Raw genomic sequence first — 17,624 nt, 5'->3', positions numbered from 1 at the left:
GTGGCCAGGTTCTGGGGTGCGTGCCGGGTCCGGACCTGGGACCGGCCCTCGCTCTGGGTGTTGTCCCGGACCCAGTGCAGGCCGTTCTCGATGGACCACTGTCCGCGGACCCAGCCGGCGAGCTCCTCGGGTGTGGCCTGGCGGTGGTCGAGTGAGGTGATGATGTAGACCGTCTGCACCGAGGGGTTCTTTGCGCCCTTCTTCGTTCGCCTTCGGACGATCTTGGCGATCTGGGCGGCGTGCGGGAACAGTGCTTGCAGGTCGGGCTGCCCGTCGGTGGCTATCACCTTGATCGAGCGTGTCTCGCGGCGGCCGTGCCCGACTTCGTGGCTCACTAGGCCGGGAACCGGTCCCCAGGGCTGGCGGGCGAGGGTGTCCCGCAGGTTCTTCTGGTTGCCCTTCACGGTCAGGGCGTAGTGCGCTCCCCCCGGTCGTGCAGCCAGACCGCATGGGAGCGTTGGCAGTGCAGCGCGTCCGCGGTCACCAGCACGTCGGCCGGGTCGGGCAGGGTGTCCAAGACCGCAGGTAGGGCGGCGATCTCGTCTCCGCCTTCGACGGCGACCTGCCCCAGGACGACGCCGTCGGTCTGGTCGTAGGCGGCGACCAGCTTCACCTGCCCGTCGGTCGTGCGGGCCCCGCGCAGCACCTTGCCGTCGACCGCGATTACCTCCCGAGGACCCGGTGGCCGATCATCAGCAGCTGTCTGCCCGTCGGGCGCTGCGGTTGCGTCTTCGACCTCGCGGCGTCCGGCGATCCACCGGTCCAGCGCGCCCTGCAAAGCCACCGGATAGACCGCGGCCAGCACCCGGGTGAACGTGGCCGCCGACGGCGTCGGGCCACAGTGCGCCAGCTGATGGTCGGCTCGGGCGGCCCAGCCGGCGATGGCCACGATCGAGGTCTTACCGGCAATCACCGCACCGACCACCAGCTTCAGCACCGACTGCAGAGAGTGACGACGGCCGCGCGGTTTCCGTGGGTCCGGCACCGACCCCAGGACGGTGATCAGTCGGATCGAGTCCGCCAATGAGAGGTCGCTGCCGGACTCAACCAGGCTCCCGACAGCGTCGGTGACCGTGGACAGGGAAGATGGCGATGCGGGCACGGGTCACTCCGTGATGATCGAGGACTAGACACTCTCAGATCACCACACGACCCGTGCCCGCCCCCAAAACGGCAGGTCACCGCCCCGACTCACGACAATGACGAGACACCACCCTGGACCCGGTCGAGCTGGACCGGCACACCCGGTTGTTGCGTTCGGCAGCCAACATCGGCATCAGCGAGAACCGCGACCGGGTCGGGAAGCTGGCCAACAAGCACCACGCGCTGGCCCGTCGCCCGCTGCATCGCCAAGCCGACCACTTGCGGTTCACCGCCGACTTCGCCGTTCCCGTCGACAACAACGCCGCTGAGCGCGAGATCAGGATGATCAAGGTCCGGCAGAAGGTCTCCGGCTGCCTGCGGGCACTGACCGGAGCCGAGACGTTCTGCCAGATCCGCTCCTACCTCGCCCCTGCCCGAAAAACGGGTCCCACTTCTTCGACGACCTCACCATGCTCGCCGAGGGAAATCCTTGGCTGCCCGCTACCGCGTGACCTGACCAGTTACCCCGCCGGATGCCTGGCCGGAGGTGTTTCCGCGGTCTGGCCCGCACTGGTGCCCGGCCTCCCTCTGGCTGCCCGCGTTCAGCGGATTCATCGCCGAGTTCCAGATCTTTACCGGCCGAGGCACTCGAAGCACGGCCGGAGGCCCGTTCCGGATAGCGCATGGTCATCCGGCCGTGCTGGCGCTCCGCACGCTCCGATCGAGCTCGCCGGCAAGGTCGGTCAGCGCAGCCACCACCGAATGGGCCGGTGGCCATTCCACGACGGGCACCCGCGCACGGTCGGCCGCAACCACTTCATCGTTCCACGGCACGACGCCGGCCAGGGAGAAGCTGTGCCGGTCGCAGAACTCGCGGACCGCCTCCTCGTCCTGCGCGGACCGCACCTTGTTGGCGACCACGGCGACCCAGGGCACCGGCAGCTCGGCGACGAGCGCCGCCATCCGGCGCACCGTCTCCAGCGAGCGGTAGTAGGGCTCGGCGACCAGGCAGATCGCATCGACGTGCCGGACGGTCCCGCGGCTGAGGTGCTCGGGCGAGGCCTCCATATCCACCACGACGAACCGTTCGGGCGCGCCGAGGTCCTCCAGCAGCGCGGACACGACGGCGTGCGCGGAGCACAGGCACCCCTCGTCGGCATGCGCTGGTGCACCCATGCCGAGCAGGCGCACGCCGTCGGGGCCGGTCCCGGTGTAACGGTTCAGCACGTCGTCGATGGGCTGGTTGAGACCGGCTCCGCCGATGCGGCGTGACACCAGCGACGCCGGGACGGGCCCCAGGCCGGCGGCCACATCGGGAGACATTCCCAGCGCCGTGGACAGGTTGGGGTTGGCGTCGGCGTCGAGGGCCACCACCGGTCGGCCCGATCGCGCGGCAAGTCGGGCGAGCGTGGCGCTGATCGTCGTCTTGCCGGCGCCACCCTTGCCGGCCACGGCCAGCCTCACCGGACGGGCTCGTGCCGCTCGGCGATCTCGGCATAGCGGGCGTGGTACCTATCCAGCGTACGGACCACCTCCGCCAGTGAACCGGCGGCGACGTGCAGCCACTGGCGGCCCTCGTCGGTCAGCTCGTAGGTTCTCCTGGCCGGTCCGGACGTGGACGGCTCCCACGCCGAGCGGACCAGTCCGTCCTCGTCCATCGCGCGCAGGCAGCGGTACAGCCCGCCGGGATCCACCCGGTCGATGCCCAGTGTGCTCATCTGCTCAAGCAGCTCGTAGCCGTGGGCTGTTCCCTCGGCGAGCAGCAGTAGCAGGCACGGGCGCAGATAGTTGCGCGGCAGCCCGACGGCGTTCTCTTCCCGGCGGGCGGTCACCGGGCGGGCCGCGGGTCCCGCTCGGCGGCGCAGGCGATGGCCTCCTCCGCGGAGTTCTGGCACCAGCAGTCCGCGCTGCACTCGCCGTGCGCGGGGCGGGTCAGATCGGCGAAGGAGAGGGCGAACTCGGTCCTGCCCTCCGCCAGGCCCTGCTCCGACAGCACATAATCGGCTCGGGCGCGGTCGAGATAACCCTCCTCGACGAGCCGGTCGAGGTAACCGGTGCCCACCGCGGCGTCGACACCGAGAAAGCGCTCGAGCAGTGCGGCGTCGACGACGTCGCCGAGCCCTTCACCACGCAGCCAGTACATGACCTGCAGGATCTCGCTGCGCCAATAGAGGGCGCGCAGGGCCTCGGACTTCGGTGGATGTAATTGGTCCACGTCAGCGCTGCCGAGCCGTCGACGTGGCGCCGGCTGTCGGGGTGGGGCCGACGACGGCGTCGGCCAGGTCGGTGAGCTCGGCGAGCGCGCCCGCGATCCCGCCGAGCTGCTCATTGACGGTGAGCACAGAGGGGCCGATGATCGAGCACTGGGTCTCGATCGCGCGCACTCCGAATGCCACCTTGCCCAGCAGTGTCGACGTACGGCGCAGGGAGCCCGCGATACGCGCCAGGTAATAGACGAGGACGGCCAGCACCAGGACGATCTCCACGATCGTGAGCGTGACCAGCAGGGCCGTCATCGGACTGCATGCCTGGCGGCCGGTGCCGGCGGCGGAGTCAGCAGCTCGGCGTGGCGGCCCGCCTCCTCGATCAGGTCGTCCAGCCGGTCGGAGGTCTCACCGAGCAGCCAGGTGGTCGCCGTGTTGCCGGCGACCTGTTTGCCGGCCCGCCAGACTCCCCCGGCACCACGCTCGATGCGGTGCACCTGCCGCAGCAGCATCTCCAGCAGCACCACGACGACGACGGCCACGACGAGACCCAGCCCGAGGGCGAGGAACCAGTAGCCCTGGTCATTCACGAGCGGCCGCCCGGGGTCAGGCTGGTGCGGGCATCAGCCGCGGCGTCCACGATTCGCTGTGCGGTTGCAGCAGTGTCGCCGACCTGCCACAAGCCGGCCGTTCCGTCCCGGACATCGTCCAGGCCGGTCAAGATCGCCTCCACCTTGCCGGCGGTCTGCCGAGCGCCGGAGATGAGCATCAGCACCACCACCACCACGATGACGACCACGGCCGCCGCGATGACGTAGCCCAGGATCCAACCGTTCACGGAGCCTCCAGATGAGCCGCACCCAGGCCGCGCACGCTACACGCGAACACCCGCTATCTGTATGTTGCACCTACGACGCGATGTGAGGCACTGCACATCCCTGGGCCCGGCACAGGAGCAGCAGATGGCAGATCGGCAGACCAGTTCACCCCAGCTCGCCGCGCGCACCCCCGCGCAGGAGCTGCTCGATGCGCTCGGGCCCATCACGGGTTTCCACGACAGCAGCTCCCTCGGGGCGTTCGGGATGCCGTCCGGCGCGATGACCGAGGACATGCTCGCCTCGGCGGCGACGGCGACGGTGGCCACCCGGTTCGGGCCGCTGGAGAAGGTGCACGCCTTCTGGTTCGCCGGCATGAGCTGCGACGGCTGCAGCGTCGCCGTGACGGGGGCGACCAACCCGTCGGTGGAGAGCATGATGCTCGGCGCCCATCCGGGCCTTCCGCGGGTGATCCTGCACCACCCGGTTCTCAACATGGAGTCCGGACCGCACTATCTGCGGCCGGCCGAGGAGGCGATCGAGGGCACTCTCGACGCACCCTATGTCGTCATCCTCGAGGGCTCGATCGCCGACGAGGTGGTGGCCCATGCATCGGGGGGCTACTGGTCGGCCACCGGCGAGGAGCCATGGGGTGCCGACGGCGAGCTGCGCCCGGTCAGCTCCACCGAGTGGGTCGCCCGGCTGGCCCCGAACGCCGCCGCGATGATCGCGATCGGCACGTGCGCCACCTGGGGCGGCGTCCCATCCGCGGCGGGCAATCCCACCGGCGCGATGAGCCTGATGGACTTCCTCGGCAAGGACTACCGGTCGGTGCTCGGCGTGCCGGTCGTCAACGTTCCCGGGTGCCCGCCGATCGGTGACAACTTCACCGAGACGGTGGCGGCGGTGCTGTACTTCCTCCAGGGTTTCGGCCCGCTGCCGGAGTTCGACGAACTGGGCCGCCCGGCATGGCTGTTCGGCGAGACCGTGCACCGCAGGTGCGTTCGCGGCGCCTACTACGAGGAAGGCACCTTCGCCCACGAGTTCGGCGACCCGGAGTGCCTCGTCGAGATCGGCTGCTGGGGGCCGGTCGTCAACTGCAACATCACCTCCCGCGGGGCCATCAAGGGTCTCGGGGGGTGCATGAATGCCGGTGGCGCGTGCATCGGCTGCACCATGCCCGGCTTCCCGGACAAGTTCACGCCCTTCTACAAGCGGCCGCCCGGTTCGCTGGCCTCGACCACCGTGTCGCGGCTGGTCGGCAGCGTCATCCGGCCGCTGCGCAAGTTCAGCAACGACAACCTCAACCGTGAGGTGCGCTGGGACCGCCAGGGTGCCTCGCCCAGTGCCTTCTCCCGGGAGAAGACCGAACCGTCTGCGCTGGCCGACGTGGGCCACAAGTTCTACGACAAGATGCGCCGCGCCGGTGACACGGCGCGTAACGATGCCGACGTCTGGGGCAAGCGTCCCGACGAGGCCCCCAGCGGCGGCAGCCCGCGCATCCGTAGCTGAACCGGACCGAGGAGCTCACGCATGTGCTTCAAGACCCTGCCGGTGGAGTTCGATGACCGCGGCCGCGCGACGCTGCGCGGCGGCATTCCCAACCCCTACGACGTCACGATCGCCAAGCCGGACGTCGGGATGGACGAGACCGAGCGACGGGAGCGCATCGAGCGCCTGGTGGCCCGCAACGGGCACATCAAGGACCTCAACATGGACCCGGTCACCCGGATCGCGGGAGCACTCGCGGTGCACGTGACGGCGGACCTGGACAAGGGCCAGTACCTCGACTCGCACTCCCAGGCGACCCTGTTCCGCGGCTATGAGGTGATCCTCATGGGCCGCGACCCCCGCGATGCCATCTTCGTGTCCTCCCGTGCCTGCGGTGTCTGTGGGGGGGTGCACGCCCACTGCGCGGCGTACGCCATCGAGCAGGCCATGGGCATCAAGCCGCCACCGCTGGGCACCGTCGTGCGCAACATGACCGAGGCCGCGGAGATGGGCTACGACAACCCGCTGCACCTCTACCTGCTCGCCGGGCCCGACTACTCCGAGTCGGTCATCCGGTCCTCCAACCCGGAACTGTGGCCGAAGGCGGAGAGCTGGGCCTGCCCCAACGTCGACATCCACGGCTTCCGGACCATGGCCGAGCTGATGACCGCGCTGAACCCGCTGACCGGCAGCCTCTACCGGGAGGGGCTGGAGTTCACCCGGCTCTCCCGCGAGATGGTCGTCATCCTGACCGGCAAGTACCCCCACCCGCAGAACGTCGTCCCGGGCGGTGTCTCCACGACGCTCACCCTGCAGAGCCTGAACGAGTACCACTCGAAGCTCGGGAAGATCTTCGACTACGCCCAGCGGATGCTGGCGGTCTGGGACGACATTCCGGCCTTCTTCTATGAGGCGGACGAGCGCTACCAGTACGTCGGCCACCGCCCGACCAACCACATCGACCCCGGCTATTGGGATGACCCCTACGCCTACGACGCGACGTATGAGAACTGCAACGCCTGGGGTGAGAAGCGCTGGTCAACTCCGGGAGTCGTGCTGGACGGCAAGCTCGTCACGACCCGGCTCACCGACATCAACATCGGCCTGGAGGAGTTCGTCGAGCACTCCTACTACGAGGAGTCGCAGACGAGCCGCTTCCCGACCGACCCCCTCGGCAACCCGATCTCGCCGTACCACCCGTGGAACAAGCGGACGTTGCCGATGCCTGGTGCCCGCGACTGGAAGGAGAAGTACACCTGGTCGACCGCGCCGCGGTGGGACCGCCAGGTCGTCGAGGCCGGCTGCTACTCCCGGCTGCTGATCAGCGCCCTGGCCCAGAAGACGCCGACCAGCGACTTCATCTCCTCGACCGGCTCGAGCATGCGCCTTCTCATCCCGAAGGGAGAGCGCGGCGAACGCGAGGTCGAGTGGCACGTGCCGGAGCGCTGGAACGCCTTCGAGCGCAACCGCGGTCGGGCATACCACTACCTGTTCAGCCAGCTGGTCGGCCTGGAGAGCCTGTTCGAGGCGTACAAGCTCTTCAAGCAGGGGGAGCGGAAGGTGGCGGCGCTGAACCCGGAAGAGCTGGAGAAGGCGATCCCCCAGGACGAGCGGGTGTCGGTCGGCTGGTGGGGTGCCGGACGGGGCTGGCTCACCCACCACCTGGTCATGGACAAGGGAAAGATCACCAATTACCAGATCGTCACTCCTTCGACGATCAACGCCTCACCGCGCGACCCCTGGGGTCAACCGGGTCCCTACGAGGAGGCGGTGATGAACACGCCGATCATCGAGGACCTCTCGGACCCGGCCGGCTTCACCAGCATCGACATGCTGCGCGCCATCCGCAGCTTCGACCCGTGCATGCCGTGCACGACCCATGCCCACACCGGCGCCGGCGAGATCGTCCGCGAGGTCAACACCTGCTCGTGCGGCGGTGACTAGACCGCAGCCGGCGTGGATAGGTGTCCTCGTCGGCGGGGTCAGCGAGCTGTTCCAGAGCGACCTGGACCTGGGGCGGCTCGCCGTCGAGCGGTTGCAGGCCGAGGACCTCGGCCCCGGGGTGCTCGTCGAGGAGCTGCACTACGGCGCCGTCGCCGTGGCCCAGCGGCTGGAGGACCTCCGTCCTGCGGCGCTGGTTCTCGTCAGTGCCGTGCGACGCGGGCACTCGCCCGGCACGGTGCTGCGCCGTCGCCTCGACCATCCCGAGTTGACGCCGGCGCAGGTGCAGGCCGCGGTCGGCGACGCCGTGACCGGCTACGTGCACCCGGACCTCGTCGTCGAGGTCGCGGCGGCGCTGGGTGCCCTGCCGCCCCGGACGGTCGCGGTAGAGGTGGAGCCGGCGGTCACCGGATCGGGGGAGGGGCTGAGCCGGCCGGCCACGGCCGGCCTGGAGGTGGCCCTGGACCTCGTACGGGCCGAGGTCCGTCGTGCACCGCTGCTCACGCTCGCCGGGGAGCTGTGGCCGCTGGTGGGCGATGACCGGCTTGCGGACTCCACCGCGCTGACCGCGTTGCGCGCGCTCCTGGAGGAGTTGGCGGGGCTGGACCGGGACGGCCGGTGGGGGCGCACCTTTGCCTGCCGGGACCAGCTGAAGCTGGGCATCGCCCAGAATGCGGGCAGCGCGGGGATGGACCACCGGGACTGGGGCCTGTGGTGGGCGCTGGTCGAGGAGCTCGATCGTCTGGAGGCCGTCGAGGCGGTGCCGAGCTAGGCCTTCGACTGGCCGAAGAGCCGCCGCGGTGGCTCGATCGGCCCCTGCGGCTCCTCCAGCAACCCCAGGTTGTGCGGCGGGACGGCGACCCGGTTGCCGCGCGCGGTGCGCAGGACCAGCGCGCCGTCGGCCAGTACGTCGACCGCCTCGCCGGTGACCTCCGGCCCGCCAGGTCCCATCGGGATGAGCCGGGCCCGAAGCCGGCGGCCCAGCGTGGTGCAGCGCGGGAGGTAGTCGGCCAACACCTGATCGGAGGGTGCGGCCAGCCGCTGTTCCAGGGCATCCACGAGCTGGGCCAGCAGCCCCGCTCGGGGCGGGAGGGTGTCTTCGACGAGCACCGTTGCGCTCACCCACTCGGTGCGCGCCTGGCCGAGCTCGACGTAGACCCCCAGCCTGGCCAGCGCGGCACCGCCGGCGGCGTGCACGGTGTCGGGCCAGATGAGGCCACCGCCGTCGGTGCCGAGGACGTCGTACAGCGCCAGCAATGCCGCAACGTAGGGCCAGCCCTCGCGTTCGGGGGGGAGGCCGGGCCGGGCGAGCAGCGTGAAACCGAGACCGGCGCCCGGACGGACAATCCAGGGCAGCCCGCCGCGGCCGCGCGGGGATGCCTGGTAGTCCGCGACGACCACCGCGCCGGACGGCGCCCCCTCCCGGGCCCACGCCATGGCCACTGCCTCGGTGGAGAGCAGCGCGGGGTAGGTGCGCACCGGCCGGTCACCGAGCGCGGCGGCCACCTCGGCGGCGCTCAAATCGCCGGTCACCTCCATGTGGCCGGCTGTCCGGCAGCCTTCGCCGCGGCGTTGAGGGTCGCGACAAGTCGTTGCCATTGCGGCAGGGCGAACCTCGCCATGGCCGAGCCGAGAACCGCGCGGAGCCGTGCGGCGTCCTGTTCCGGGCGACCGGCGCAGCCGTCGACGACGGTGGAGACGATCAGCTCGTACGTCTGCGGTGGCAGCTCGAGCACGACCTGCAGCAGGCTCTCCGCCAGATCGTATGATGTCCCAGGCCGTGCCAGCAGGCCGTCCAGGAATCCGCTGACCAGGGCGCACCGCGGCCCGGCGGGAAGCTCCGCCGCCCGCCGCACCTCCGCGCCAAGAACCACAGCCCACTGGTCGCGGTGCTCGGCGTCCAGGACGGTCAGCAGGTCCTCGTGTGTCTGCCCTGGCAGCCGGGCCAGCAGCTGCCGAGCCTGCTCGCGCACCGGTGCGGGGGCGCCCGGCACCGCCAGTGCCTGTCCGGCGGCGAGCCGGGCGCGTGCCGGGTTGCCGCCCTGTTCATGCGCAAGGGCCAGGTTGGCCTGGATCATCGCGTGGTCGGCCGGCCGCACGCTCCGTGGGCAGCCACCCAGTGCACGGTGCAACGCCGCGACCGCGGCGGATGGCTCCTGCGCCGCGAGGTGGGCCAGCCCGAGGACGTTCGCGGCCGCGGCCAGGCCCGGGTCGTCCCCGGCGCGCTCGGCGAGCTCGGCGGCCTGCTCCAGTAGGGGCAGTGCGGCCTCGACCGCGCCGGTCGTGAGCAGCGAGGCGCCATGGTCACGTGCCGCTGCCGCGGCCCGGGCCGGATGTCCCGCCGTGAGGAAGAGCTCGCGGGCACCGGTCCAGGCAGCGTGCGCGGCGCTCACGTTGCCATCGCCGTGCAGCACGAGGCCGAGGTTGTAGGCAGCAGCCGCCTGCTCGGCCGGCTGGTCGAGCGTGGCGAGGTCGGCGAACGCGGTCGTGAAGGCGGCCGCTGCCTCGTCGAGCCGACCGGCGGTGCGCAGGGCGACACCGAGCATGACGGTCGCCTTTGCCTGCTCCAGCTGCAGGCCGGCGCGTGCGAACAGGTCCCGGGCGCGGGTCAGCGCGTGTCGGGCCGGCTCGCTCTCACCGGCGTGCAGCAGCACCGAGCCGAGATGGAATTGTGTCGTCGCGTGCTGCACCGGATACCGTTCGACCGGGTACTGCGCGAGGCGCCGGGTCAGGACGTCCTGCTCCGGCTGTGCCACGGTGCCTACTCTTCCACCGTGGTCGCTGCTGTGAACGCCGTCGTGGCTTGCTTCGGCAACGTCTTGCGTGCCGATGACGGCGTCGGTCCCGCGGTGGCGCAGTCTCTGCTTGCCGAGCCGGTGCCGGACGGGGTGCGGGTGCTGGAGGTCGGCATCGGCGGCATCCATCTCGTGCAGGAGTTGATGCGGGTCGCCGCGGACGTGCTGCTGGTGGTCGACGCGGTCGACCTGGGCCGGCCACCGGGCAGCGTCGTGGTGCAGCGGCCCGACATACTGGACGTCAGGACGCTGAGCGTCGACCGGCGTCGCGACGAGCTCGCCGACATGCACCTGGCCACGCCGGCCCGGGCCCTGATGGTCGCCCTGGGACTGGGCGTGCTGCCGGTCACCACGCTGGTCGTCGGTGTACAGACCACCGATACCGAGGAACCCCGGTACGGACTGTCGGCTGCGGCGCTGGCTGCGGTACCGGTCGCCGTCCGGGAGGTGCGGCGGCTGCTGATCCTGCATGAGGTGGTGTCATCGTGACCAGGCCGCCGGTTGCGACGAGTACCCAGGTCAGGTCGGCCGCGGCGTGATCTGCAGCAGCACCGGCAACGACGGCGGCGGGTGCACTGCTGCGCCGTCGTCGGACAGCACCTTCATCGCTAAGAAACCGGGCAGATTCTCCCGTAGCGCTTCCTCCACCCCGTGACGCAGCGTCTGGGCAGCCGACGTGCATCCGGAACAGGCGCCCGCCAGGCGGACCTGCACCACGCCGTGCTGCACGGCCAGCACGTCCACCTCGCCACCGTGCTCGTGCAGGTAAGGGCGAATCTGCTCCAGTGCCGCCGAGGCTGCGTCCACATCGTCGACGCCGACGCCGTAGGCCTCGAACAACCAGTCGATCGCCGAGTCGCTGCGCCGCACCGACCCGAGATCATCCGCCAGGGCGTCGGCCAATCGCGTGACGGCCAGCCGGTGTACCGCATCAACGCCGTCGAGCAGCTCGAAGACGCGGTTCTGCACGCCCTCGTCCAGTCCCTCGACATCATCCAGCAGCTCCTCGAGCCGGTCGAGGAGGGGTCCGAGTGCCGCAAGCGAGGCGTCCGGCGGATTCGCGGGCGGTCTGTCGGGGAGCTGCTCAGTCACCCGCGGGCCGGACCTTGGTGACGGCGTAGTCGATCAAGGTCTGGTTGAGTTCGACCCCGTGCTTGGCTTTCGCGTGGGCGGCGACCGCGGCGACCAGCTCGTCGGGGGTCTCCGCCCGTGCGACGTTCCGGCAGGCGACTCCGACGTCCTGACAGCGAAATTCTACGGCCATCGACTGCTCCCATTCGTCAGGACGTTCATGATGCCCGGGCCGCGCGGTGGGGATCGAGGTCGGCCGCGAGTGCCTCCAGGGCGTCGGCGACGCCGACAAGGTCCCCATTGATCTCGCCGACGAGGCCCTCGACCGGCTGCACGCGGTGCGCGATCGCGGTCACCCCGAACACGACCTTGCCGAAGGTGTCGGTCAGGCGCCGCAGGATCACGAGGATCCAGAGCAGATAGCAGGCCAAGGTGGCAACGAGAACGCCCGTCACCACGAGCGCGGCGATGGCGGCTGCGGACATGGCGGCCTCCTCAGAAGCTGGCGGCGAGGCGCCGGAGTGCGCCGACGTAGCCGACGGCGTTCCCGGTCACCTCGCCGGTCAGCTCACGGGTGGTGACCAGCGCGGGAACCGGTTCGACGGCGGCGGTGATGCCGACGCCGTGCTCCAGGATGTCGTCGGCATAGCGTGCGCACTCCAGTGCCGGGCGGATGACCTGGGTGGCGAGGAGCACTACCAAGGGCGCCACCACCAGCAGCCCGATGGCGCTCATGACCCAGAGGACGATCATCCGCAGCTCCTGCCTGTCGACGGTGCGGCGCGTGCTGGCAGTCTGCCTCCGGTAGGTGATCTGCGCCAGTAGCGTTCGCACACCGGGGAAGGACCAGACATGACAGCCATCGAAAAGAAGTTGCGACTCAAGCTCGGCATCGTCGGCAAGGGCGGTGTCGGGAAGACAACGGTCGCCGGGCTGCTGGCCCGGGAATACGCCGTGCGAGGGCGGCGCGTCGTTGCCATCGACACCGACTCCAATCCCAACCTCGGACTGTCGCTGGGGCTCTCGCTCGCCGAAACCGAGGCCGTACCCGTCCTGCCGCGGGCCGCCGTCGTGGGGCCCGGGGGTACGGCGGCGGCGGCGGACCTCATCGCCGAGTACGGCCGGCCGACGCCGGCCGGGCCGACATTACTGTCGGCCATCAAGGTCGCTGCGGCGGGCGCCGGTTGCACCTGCAGCGGCCATGCGACCGTCCGTAGCCTGCTGGCCGACGCGCTCGAGGACGTCGACGTCACGTTGGTGGACATGGAGGCCGGTCTGGAGCACCTCAGCCGGTCGGGGGGCACGCTGGCCCATGCCGACGTCCTGCTGATGGTCTGCGAGCCGACGCGCAAGTCCGTGCTCACCGCGGCCCGCACCGCCGCGCTGGCCACTGAGCTCGGCATCCCCGACGTCGTGGCCGTCGGCAACAAGGCGCGCACGGCCGAGGACGTGGCTTTCTTCCGCGATGCACTGTCCGCCGAGGGGATCGAGCTGGCCGGCGTCCTGCCCTACGACGCAGAGGTCGCGGCCGCGGACCGCGCAGGGGCCGTCGGGCTCCAAGTCGTCGCACCGGAGGTCCAGCGGGCGCTCGGCGAGGTGCTCGACGCCCTCGACGCGCTGCAGTCCTGCGCCGCACGGAGCGCGCCGGCTGACGAGTAGCGCTCGTCCACGACAGCCTGCTGCGTGACCTGGCGATCGGTCAGCCCGCCCAGCGGTGCGACGGCGTCCTGGGAGAGCGCGGCGGCGGTTCCACGTGGCCCCTGTTCGCCACGATCAGAATGTCGGTGCCGACAAGGGCTGGCAGCACCGGTCCTGCGGTCGGGTTGAAGAACACCGTGCCGACCGACAGGCCGACGGCGATGGCCCGGAGCCGGTGAGCTCGTAGACGAGCAGAGTGATGGTGGCGGTGCTGACGATGTCACCCCACTGCGACACCGTGTGCGCTGCCCACAGCCGTCGGTGGCCGGGTACGGCGAAACACGATCCGGAGGTGCAGCGTGGCCCCCGGACCACGGCGACCGCCGCTCAGCTGGCGCGCAGTAGGTCGTGGGCGAGCCCGACCAGGGCTTGCACGCCTGGGGCATCCGGTGCGGCGTCGAGCGGGGCGGCGCCTCGTCGCTCCGCCTCGACGATCGCGGGGTCGTCGGGGACGAGTACTGGTTGCAACCCCGGAAAGGCAGCGCGTACCCGCGCCGCGTCCTGCTCGTCCCGCACTCGGTTCGCCGCGACCACGATCCGGCCGAGACCCGCTTCCCGGACGGATTCCGCCGCACGGCGGCCCACCTCGAGCGATTTAACGGTGGGCTCGACGACGATCACGACGACGTCGACCGGGTTGTCCCCGAGGCGTAACACGGTGCCGAGTCCGGCCTCGAAGTCGGCGACGACGACGCGGTCGGGACCGGCGAGCTGCCCGAGCAACTGCTCAGGTGAGATGCCGCACTAGGGGCAGCCCGGTTCGGGGTTCTGGATGGCGCTGACCACCGCCAGCCGGACGCCGTCGGGGCCCTCGATGCCGAACCGTGCCACCAGGTCCTCGGCGCTCGAGGCGTGTTCCTCCTCGCCGGCGTCGACGGCGTCGCGCACCGAGATCAGGCGCTCGGTGGCTTCCTCGCCGATTCCCAGGGAGATGCCGAGGTTGGGGTTGCTGTCGCAGTCCAACGCCAGGGTGGCGTACCCCGAGCGCGCGAGCGTGCGGGCCAGCACGGCGGACGTGGTGGTCTTGCCGGACCCACCCTTGCCGACCACGGCGATCTTCATCTGGCCCTCGTCTCGGTGGACAGCGCAGCTACCAGGGACCGTACCGCCGTGACCGTCGGACCGGTCGGGTCGTGATCGAGGACGGCGCGCCCGAGCCGGTCGGCTTCGTCGAGCGCCGGGTCGAACGGCACGGCGCCCAGCAGGAGCAGCCCGGTCCGCTCAGCGACCTCCTCGGCGTCCCGCGGCGTCCGCACCTTGTTCGCGACGACGACCACCCGCGGAGCACTGCCGGTGACAGCCAGCCTCGCGAGCCGGCGGGCGGTCAGCAGCGAAGCGGGAGTCGGCTCCGCGACGACGAGGAACGTCTCGGCGTACCGACCCCAGGTGAGAAACGGCTGCCGCGTTCCGCCCGGCAGATCGCCCACCACGCTCCAGTCCTCGCCGGGCAGGTCGTCCAGCACCCGTTGGAAGCCGAAATGCTGCCGCGTGTTATCCCATCGTGCGCCGCGGGCCTTGCCCAGCTGGAAGAAGTGCACGCCGTCCGGGCCGCGCACGGCGTACCGCTCGATCGCGCCGGTGCCGGTGAGGCCCTCGCGCAGCCGATAGCGGCGGCGGCCGGTCTCTTCGAACTCCTCGACGGCGTCGTCGGGCAGGCCCGCATCGATCTGGGCCACGCCGAGGGAGAAGGCCATTCCCGGCATCGGGTCGGAGTCCAGCGCCACCACGCGCCGCCCGGTGGCAGCCAGCACCCGGGCGAACGTCCCGGCCAGGGACGACTTGCCGGCACCGCCTTTGCCTACGAACGCCACGCGCATGACCGGAGACTGTAGGACCCGGACCAGATCGGGCGTGCGCTACTGGTTCCGCGCATCTACCGAACGGCCTACAGTCCCCCCGACCCTTCAGCGAGGAGAACACGCCATGTGCCTTGGCATCCCGGGCCAGATCATCGAGATCAGCGACGTCGCCCAGTTGCGCGTCACAGTTGACATCGACGGTGTGCCGCGTTCGGTATCGGTGGCTCTGATCGGTCTCGACGGCCCCGACGGCGCGCAGGTGGGGGACTGGGTAGTGGTCCACACCGGCTTCGCCATGGCGAAGATCAGCGAGACCGAGGCCCGCGAGACGCTCGACGCGCTCGAGGCCCTGAGCGACATGTACGAGAATGAACTCACCGACTCCGCCGATATCGACGGGCTCGATGCGAGCCGGAGAGTCGCGAGCCGACAGACGTAAGCGAACTCGCGAGGGCGCAGGAGCGTCGTGAGTGGGGCCGACGGGCGGCAACGACAAGGCTCGCGAAGCTGCGGGCGATCACACCGAGTTCGTTCACCCATCCGGCGAACCTTCCTGCTCACAGCGCTAGCGGCGGTTCGGCGGATGAGTCTGCCGGAAGCCGAATTGCGAGCCGTTCACCGCGGCGACGGCCGACGAGCAACCACCGTCGGCCGGCTCTCCGGTCCAAGCCTCTCTAGCGGCTTCGGCGATGACCGGCCCGGAGGCCACCCTGGCCCGGCGGCTGACGCAGGGTTTAGTCGGCTGTGATCCTGGGCACCTCGGCTCGGCTAGCACGCATACTCTCCCTCGAAGGTGGCGGTCATGCCGGCCAGGGTCCGTACGTCAGCGTTCGTCATCCTGATACTGGGTGCCTGGGGAGCCCTGGTGCCGTTTGTCGGTCCCTTGTTCGGCTACAGGATGGGTGGCACGCCGGCCTGGATGTGGACCGAATCGCACGTGACCCTGCATCTCATTCCAGGCATCGTCGCTGCCATCGGCGGGGCGCTCATGCTGAGAAGCGTGCGGTCCTCCGTACGGCTGGGTGCAGTGCTCGGATCGCTCGGCGGTGCATGGTTCATCCTCGCTCCCACGTTCCACCCAGCGTGGGCCGGCGGTGGCGGTGGCGGCAGCATGATGATGGGTGGTGTCTGGAACCAGATCGCCTCGGCCCTCGGCTACCACTACGGCATCGGTGTCGCGATCCTCGCCGTGGCGATGTATGCCCTCGGTGCACTAGCTGCGCACTCACGCCATCGTGACGCCGAGACGGCGATGGTCGACCAGCGCCACGACGCCTTCTCTTCCGGCGCTGGCGAGCGTGCGGGAGTTCGCGTGAGCTGAGGACTCTATTCGATTTACTACTATGACCCGGCACTCCGCCGCTCCCTCTCGACGATGGTGATGACGGCCTGGGTCGGTCCGCCGATCGGGCCCGCAGGTGCAGCGGTAGTCCCCAGTAGCGGGAGTGGCTGGCGCAGCAGCCGTATTCGTGCCAGCTGGCCACGTCCGAGCGGTGGATGGTCGCTGCGATGGATGGTGATCGTGGCGCCCAGCCGTGCCCGGACCACCGCCGGCGGCTGGGCCGCGATCTTGGTCGAGGTGGGGGAGCGGAGCCGGTCGACCCCGGCGCCGACGGTGACCTCACCGAGGCGGTGCGCCAGCCGGGTGACCTCTCTTGGCGTGAGTCGGCCGAGGCCGGACAGGTAGGTCCACTGGTTCTCGTGTGGCTCCAGGGTGGCCAGATCGAGGAACACGGTGGCCCCGCGGCGCCGGGCGCGGCCTTGCAGCGGGGCGGCGCGCCCAGCCGGACCTGCCTGACCGGGTGTTCTCCCACCGCTGGGCGTACACGTCCCGGCGGGCGCCGAACATCGCCGCGAAGAAGGCGACCTTGGCTGCGGGCGGCGAGTCGGCGTGCACCGGTCCGGGCGGACCCTCGTCGATATGAGCACGTTCGGGCGGAGGACACGGCGCGACCGGCAGGTCGAGCGGACGGTCGTGGCCGTCGCCCGTAACGACCGCATCCCCCGGGATCATCGAGGCGCCTGTGCGGCCGGGAAGCGGATCACAGAGGCTTCACGGCTCCTCACCGATGTCCTCGTTCCAGAGCGCCGGTCGTTCAGCGATCATCCGTTGCATGAGGGCGATGCAGTCGCGGTCGTCCAGCACGTCCAACCGGACGCCGTGAGAGCGCAGCAGGTCCTCGGCCCCCAGGAAGGTGCGGTTCTCCCCAATGACGATCCGTGGCACCTCGTAGAGCAGGGCCATTCCCGCGCACATGGAGCACGGGGAGAGAGTGGTGTACAGGACGCTGTGCCGGTACACCGACGCCGGCAAGCGGCCCGCTCGCTCGATGCAGTCGGTTTCGCCGTGGCGGATCGCACTACCCATCTGCACGCGGCGGTTGCGGCCCACGGCCAGAACCTTGCCCTCGTGCACCAGCGCCGCTCCGATCGGCACCCCGCCCTCCGCCCACCCGATCCGGGCCTGTTCCACCGCCAGGGCGAGGTAGAAGCGATCCTGCTCCTCAGGTGACAGCCCGGGGGGCGAACTGACCGCGGGGACCTCGGTCATGGAGTTCCTCTCTTCCTACGGAGGCCGGCGGTCGGTGATCTGCGACTGAGAGCCATCATGTCGATCCGGACGGCGCTCCGGCCATCTCGAGCCCGTTGGTATCCCTGGTGGCTGTGTCGCTGTCCGTACGCCTGGCGTGATCGGCGACGAGCAGCCGCATCGTCAACGTTTGATCG

Annotated in this window: 26 protein-coding genes and 2 pseudogenes; 8 read left to right on the top strand and 20 right to left on the bottom strand. The window is 70.4% G+C overall.

Annotation, left to right across the window (positions count from 1 at the left end; genetic code table 11):
- Together BLW04_RS19150 and BLW04_RS19145 are read right to left on the bottom strand one after the other, a co-directional pair.
- Positions 1–404 (bottom strand): ISAs1 family transposase (locus BLW04_RS19150; protein ID WP_139306914.1); only part of this gene is annotated, 404 nt, incomplete at its 3' end.
- A gap of 2 nt (positions 405–406) precedes the next feature.
- On the bottom strand, positions 407–1,102 hold the full coding sequence (locus tag BLW04_RS19145; RefSeq protein WP_091545864.1) for an ISAs1 family transposase: 696 nt from the start codon (positions 1,100–1,102) through the stop codon (positions 407–409).
- Positions 1,103–1,248: 146 nt separating this feature from the next.
- Between BLW04_RS19145 and BLW04_RS29760 the strand changes: the two are divergent.
- A pseudogene (locus BLW04_RS29760) lies at positions 1,249–1,470 on the top strand (transposase); the annotation flags it as partial.
- A 300-nt stretch (positions 1,471–1,770) separates the two neighbouring features.
- On the opposite strand, the gene BLW04_RS19135 reads toward BLW04_RS29760, so the two are convergent.
- From BLW04_RS19135 to BLW04_RS19110, 6 genes are read right to left on the bottom strand one after another with little or no spacing between them, the layout of a single operon-like run.
- On the bottom strand, positions 1,771–2,547 hold the full coding sequence (locus tag BLW04_RS19135) for an ATP-binding protein (RefSeq protein ID WP_091545860.1): 777 nt from the start codon (positions 2,545–2,547) through the stop codon (positions 1,771–1,773).
- Positions 2,544–2,915, bottom strand: coding sequence for a PadR family transcriptional regulator (locus BLW04_RS19130; protein WP_175484144.1), 372 nt, complete (start codon positions 2,913–2,915; stop codon positions 2,544–2,546). Before BLW04_RS19130 ends, BLW04_RS19135 begins: the two co-directional genes overlap by 4 nt.
- Entirely contained in the window at positions 2,912–3,298 is a 387-nt protein-coding gene (locus BLW04_RS19125) for a hypothetical protein (protein ID WP_091544932.1), read from the bottom strand. The genes BLW04_RS19130 and BLW04_RS19125 overlap by 4 nt, the downstream gene beginning before the upstream one ends.
- A gap of 1 nt (position 3,299) precedes the next feature.
- Entirely contained in the window at positions 3,300–3,599 is a 300-nt protein-coding gene (locus tag BLW04_RS19120) for a hypothetical protein (protein WP_091544930.1), read from the bottom strand.
- Entirely contained in the window at positions 3,596–3,877 is a 282-nt protein-coding gene (locus BLW04_RS19115; RefSeq protein ID WP_091544928.1) for a hypothetical protein, read from the bottom strand. The genes BLW04_RS19120 and BLW04_RS19115 overlap by 4 nt, the downstream gene beginning before the upstream one ends.
- Positions 3,874–4,125 carry a hypothetical protein gene (locus tag BLW04_RS19110; protein WP_091544926.1) on the bottom strand — a complete coding sequence of 84 codons (252 nt, stop codon included), beginning with the start codon at positions 4,123–4,125 and terminating at the stop codon, positions 3,874–3,876. Before BLW04_RS19110 ends, BLW04_RS19115 begins: the two co-directional genes overlap by 4 nt.
- A gap of 124 nt (positions 4,126–4,249) precedes the next feature.
- On the opposite strand from BLW04_RS19110, the gene BLW04_RS19105 reads away from it, so the two are divergent.
- Genes BLW04_RS19105 through BLW04_RS19095 form a run of 3 tightly spaced genes read left to right on the top strand, consistent with a single transcriptional unit; the run spans position 4,250 to position 8,306 of the window.
- Positions 4,250–5,614, top strand: coding sequence for an NADH-quinone oxidoreductase subunit B family protein (locus BLW04_RS19105; RefSeq protein WP_217631120.1), 1,365 nt, complete (start codon positions 4,250–4,252; stop codon positions 5,612–5,614).
- 21 nt (positions 5,615–5,635) lie between these two features.
- Entirely contained in the window at positions 5,636–7,537 is a 1,902-nt protein-coding gene (locus BLW04_RS19100; protein ID WP_091544924.1) for a nickel-dependent hydrogenase large subunit, read from the top strand.
- Positions 7,530–8,306, top strand: a complete 777-nt coding sequence (locus BLW04_RS19095; protein WP_091544922.1) for a hypothetical protein — start codon at positions 7,530–7,532, stop codon at positions 8,304–8,306. The genes BLW04_RS19100 and BLW04_RS19095 overlap by 8 nt, the downstream gene beginning before the upstream one ends.
- Here BLW04_RS19095 and BLW04_RS19090 read toward each other — a convergent pair.
- Together BLW04_RS19090 and BLW04_RS26110 are read right to left on the bottom strand one after the other, a co-directional pair.
- The gene (locus tag BLW04_RS19090; protein ID WP_091544920.1) at positions 8,303–9,073 is read right to left on the bottom strand and encodes a biotin--[acetyl-CoA-carboxylase] ligase; all 771 of its coding nucleotides are present in this window, start codon (positions 9,071–9,073) and stop codon (positions 8,303–8,305) included. The genes BLW04_RS19095 and BLW04_RS19090 overlap by 4 nt on opposite strands.
- Positions 9,064–10,290 carry a tetratricopeptide repeat protein gene (locus BLW04_RS26110; RefSeq protein WP_175484143.1) on the bottom strand — a complete coding sequence of 409 codons (1,227 nt, stop codon included), beginning with the start codon at positions 10,288–10,290 and terminating at the stop codon, positions 9,064–9,066. The genes BLW04_RS19090 and BLW04_RS26110 overlap by 10 nt, the downstream gene beginning before the upstream one ends.
- Before the next feature lie 18 nt (positions 10,291–10,308).
- On the opposite strand from BLW04_RS26110, the gene BLW04_RS26105 reads away from it, so the two are divergent.
- The gene (locus BLW04_RS26105) at positions 10,309–10,818 is read left to right on the top strand and encodes a hydrogenase maturation protease (protein WP_175484142.1); all 510 of its coding nucleotides are present in this window, start codon (positions 10,309–10,311) and stop codon (positions 10,816–10,818) included.
- 30 nt (positions 10,819–10,848) lie between these two features.
- Here the strand turns inward: BLW04_RS26105 and BLW04_RS19075 are convergent, their stop codons facing one another.
- From BLW04_RS19075 to BLW04_RS19060, 4 genes are read right to left on the bottom strand one after another with little or no spacing between them, the layout of a single operon-like run.
- Complete coding sequence (locus BLW04_RS19075) at positions 10,849–11,421, bottom strand: NifU family protein (protein ID WP_091544914.1); 573 nt, start codon at positions 11,419–11,421, stop codon at positions 10,849–10,851.
- A complete protein-coding gene (locus BLW04_RS26100) occupies positions 11,414–11,593 on the bottom strand; it encodes a DUF1059 domain-containing protein (RefSeq protein WP_139306911.1) in 180 nt (59 codons plus the stop codon). The genes BLW04_RS19075 and BLW04_RS26100 overlap by 8 nt, the downstream gene beginning before the upstream one ends.
- Before the next feature lie 25 nt (positions 11,594–11,618).
- A complete protein-coding gene (locus BLW04_RS19065) occupies positions 11,619–11,885 on the bottom strand; it encodes a hypothetical protein (protein ID WP_091544910.1) in 267 nt (88 codons plus the stop codon).
- A 10-nt stretch (positions 11,886–11,895) separates the two neighbouring features.
- Positions 11,896–12,153 carry a hypothetical protein gene (locus BLW04_RS19060; protein WP_139306910.1) on the bottom strand — a complete coding sequence of 86 codons (258 nt, stop codon included), beginning with the start codon at positions 12,151–12,153 and terminating at the stop codon, positions 11,896–11,898.
- 99 nt (positions 12,154–12,252) lie between these two features.
- On the opposite strand from BLW04_RS19060, the gene BLW04_RS19055 reads away from it, so the two are divergent.
- Positions 12,253–13,059, top strand: coding sequence for a nucleotide-binding protein (locus tag BLW04_RS19055; protein ID WP_091544906.1), 807 nt, complete (start codon positions 12,253–12,255; stop codon positions 13,057–13,059).
- Positions 13,060–13,425: 366 nt separating this feature from the next.
- Here the strand turns inward: BLW04_RS19055 and BLW04_RS19050 are convergent, their stop codons facing one another.
- From BLW04_RS19050 to BLW04_RS19040, 3 genes are read right to left on the bottom strand one after another with little or no spacing between them, the layout of a single operon-like run.
- A complete protein-coding gene (locus tag BLW04_RS19050; protein ID WP_091544904.1) occupies positions 13,426–13,821 on the bottom strand; it encodes an ATP-binding protein in 396 nt (131 codons plus the stop codon).
- 21 nt (positions 13,822–13,842) lie between these two features.
- A complete protein-coding gene (locus tag BLW04_RS19045; protein ID WP_091544901.1) occupies positions 13,843–14,160 on the bottom strand; it encodes a nucleotide-binding protein in 318 nt (105 codons plus the stop codon).
- A complete protein-coding gene (locus BLW04_RS19040; RefSeq protein ID WP_091544899.1) occupies positions 14,157–14,915 on the bottom strand; it encodes a nucleotide-binding protein in 759 nt (252 codons plus the stop codon). Before BLW04_RS19040 ends, BLW04_RS19045 begins: the two co-directional genes overlap by 4 nt.
- Positions 14,916–15,021: 106 nt before the next feature.
- Here BLW04_RS19040 and BLW04_RS19035 point away from each other — a divergent pair, with 106 nt between their 5' ends.
- Positions 15,022–15,336 (top strand): HypC/HybG/HupF family hydrogenase formation chaperone, encoded by a 315-nt coding sequence (locus tag BLW04_RS19035; RefSeq protein WP_091544897.1) that lies wholly within the window; start codon positions 15,022–15,024, stop codon positions 15,334–15,336.
- A 363-nt stretch (positions 15,337–15,699) separates the two neighbouring features.
- Entirely contained in the window at positions 15,700–16,218 is a 519-nt protein-coding gene (locus BLW04_RS19030) for a hypothetical protein (protein ID WP_091544895.1), read from the top strand.
- A gap of 20 nt (positions 16,219–16,238) precedes the next feature.
- Here the strand turns inward: BLW04_RS19030 and BLW04_RS19025 are convergent, their stop codons facing one another.
- From BLW04_RS19025 to BLW04_RS19020, 3 genes and pseudogenes are all read right to left on the bottom strand, one after another.
- The gene (locus BLW04_RS19025) at positions 16,239–16,664 is read right to left on the bottom strand and encodes a hypothetical protein (RefSeq protein ID WP_371327805.1); all 426 of its coding nucleotides are present in this window, start codon (positions 16,662–16,664) and stop codon (positions 16,239–16,241) included.
- Between the two features lie 21 nt (positions 16,665–16,685).
- Positions 16,686–16,911 (bottom strand): annotated as a pseudogene (locus tag BLW04_RS29755) (hypothetical protein); the annotation flags it as partial.
- A 39-nt stretch (positions 16,912–16,950) separates the two neighbouring features.
- Positions 16,951–17,448: a nucleoside deaminase gene (locus tag BLW04_RS19020; protein WP_091544891.1), complete on the bottom strand. Its 498-nt coding sequence runs from the start codon at positions 17,446–17,448 to the stop codon at positions 16,951–16,953.
- Positions 17,449–17,624 lie beyond the last annotated feature (176 nt).

Source organism: Modestobacter sp. DSM 44400 (assembly GCF_900107175.1).
Taxonomy (GTDB): domain Bacteria; phylum Actinomycetota; class Actinomycetes; order Mycobacteriales; family Geodermatophilaceae; genus Modestobacter.
Note: the sequence above shows the minus strand (reverse complement) of the source record. Positions and strands in the feature narration are given on the sequence as shown.

What these genes read in the sequence shown, in the direction of transcription:
- BLW04_RS19120 (WP_091544930.1), bottom strand. Translation starts at nt 3,599, where the DNA reads ATGACGGCCCTGCTGGTCACGCTCACGATCGTGGAGATCGTCCTGGTG.
- BLW04_RS19105 (WP_217631120.1), top strand. Translation starts at nt 4,250, where the DNA reads ATGGCAGATCGGCAGACCAGTTCACCCCAGCTCGCCGCGCGCACCCCC.
- BLW04_RS19100 (WP_091544924.1), top strand. Translation starts at nt 5,636, where the DNA reads ATGTGCTTCAAGACCCTGCCGGTGGAGTTCGATGACCGCGGCCGCGCG.
- BLW04_RS19090 (WP_091544920.1), bottom strand. Translation starts at nt 9,073, where the DNA reads ATGGAGGTGACCGGCGATTTGAGCGCCGCCGAGGTGGCCGCCGCGCTC.
- BLW04_RS26100 (WP_139306911.1), bottom strand. Translation starts at nt 11,593, where the DNA reads ATGGCCGTAGAATTTCGCTGTCAGGACGTCGGAGTCGCCTGCCGGAAC.
- BLW04_RS19065 (WP_091544910.1), bottom strand. Translation starts at nt 11,885, where the DNA reads ATGTCCGCAGCCGCCATCGCCGCGCTCGTGGTGACGGGCGTTCTCGTT.
- BLW04_RS19060 (WP_139306910.1), bottom strand. Translation starts at nt 12,153, where the DNA reads ATGATCGTCCTCTGGGTCATGAGCGCCATCGGGCTGCTGGTGGTGGCG.
- BLW04_RS19055 (WP_091544906.1), top strand. Translation starts at nt 12,253, where the DNA reads ATGACAGCCATCGAAAAGAAGTTGCGACTCAAGCTCGGCATCGTCGGC.
- BLW04_RS19045 (WP_091544901.1), bottom strand. Translation starts at nt 14,160, where the DNA reads ATGAAGATCGCCGTGGTCGGCAAGGGTGGGTCCGGCAAGACCACCACG.
- BLW04_RS19040 (WP_091544899.1), bottom strand. Translation starts at nt 14,915, where the DNA reads ATGCGCGTGGCGTTCGTAGGCAAAGGCGGTGCCGGCAAGTCGTCCCTG.
- BLW04_RS19035 (WP_091544897.1), top strand. Translation starts at nt 15,022, where the DNA reads ATGTGCCTTGGCATCCCGGGCCAGATCATCGAGATCAGCGACGTCGCC.
- BLW04_RS19030 (WP_091544895.1), top strand. Translation starts at nt 15,700, where the DNA reads ATGCCGGCCAGGGTCCGTACGTCAGCGTTCGTCATCCTGATACTGGGT.
- BLW04_RS19020 (WP_091544891.1), bottom strand. Translation starts at nt 17,448, where the DNA reads ATGACCGAGGTCCCCGCGGTCAGTTCGCCCCCCGGGCTGTCACCTGAG.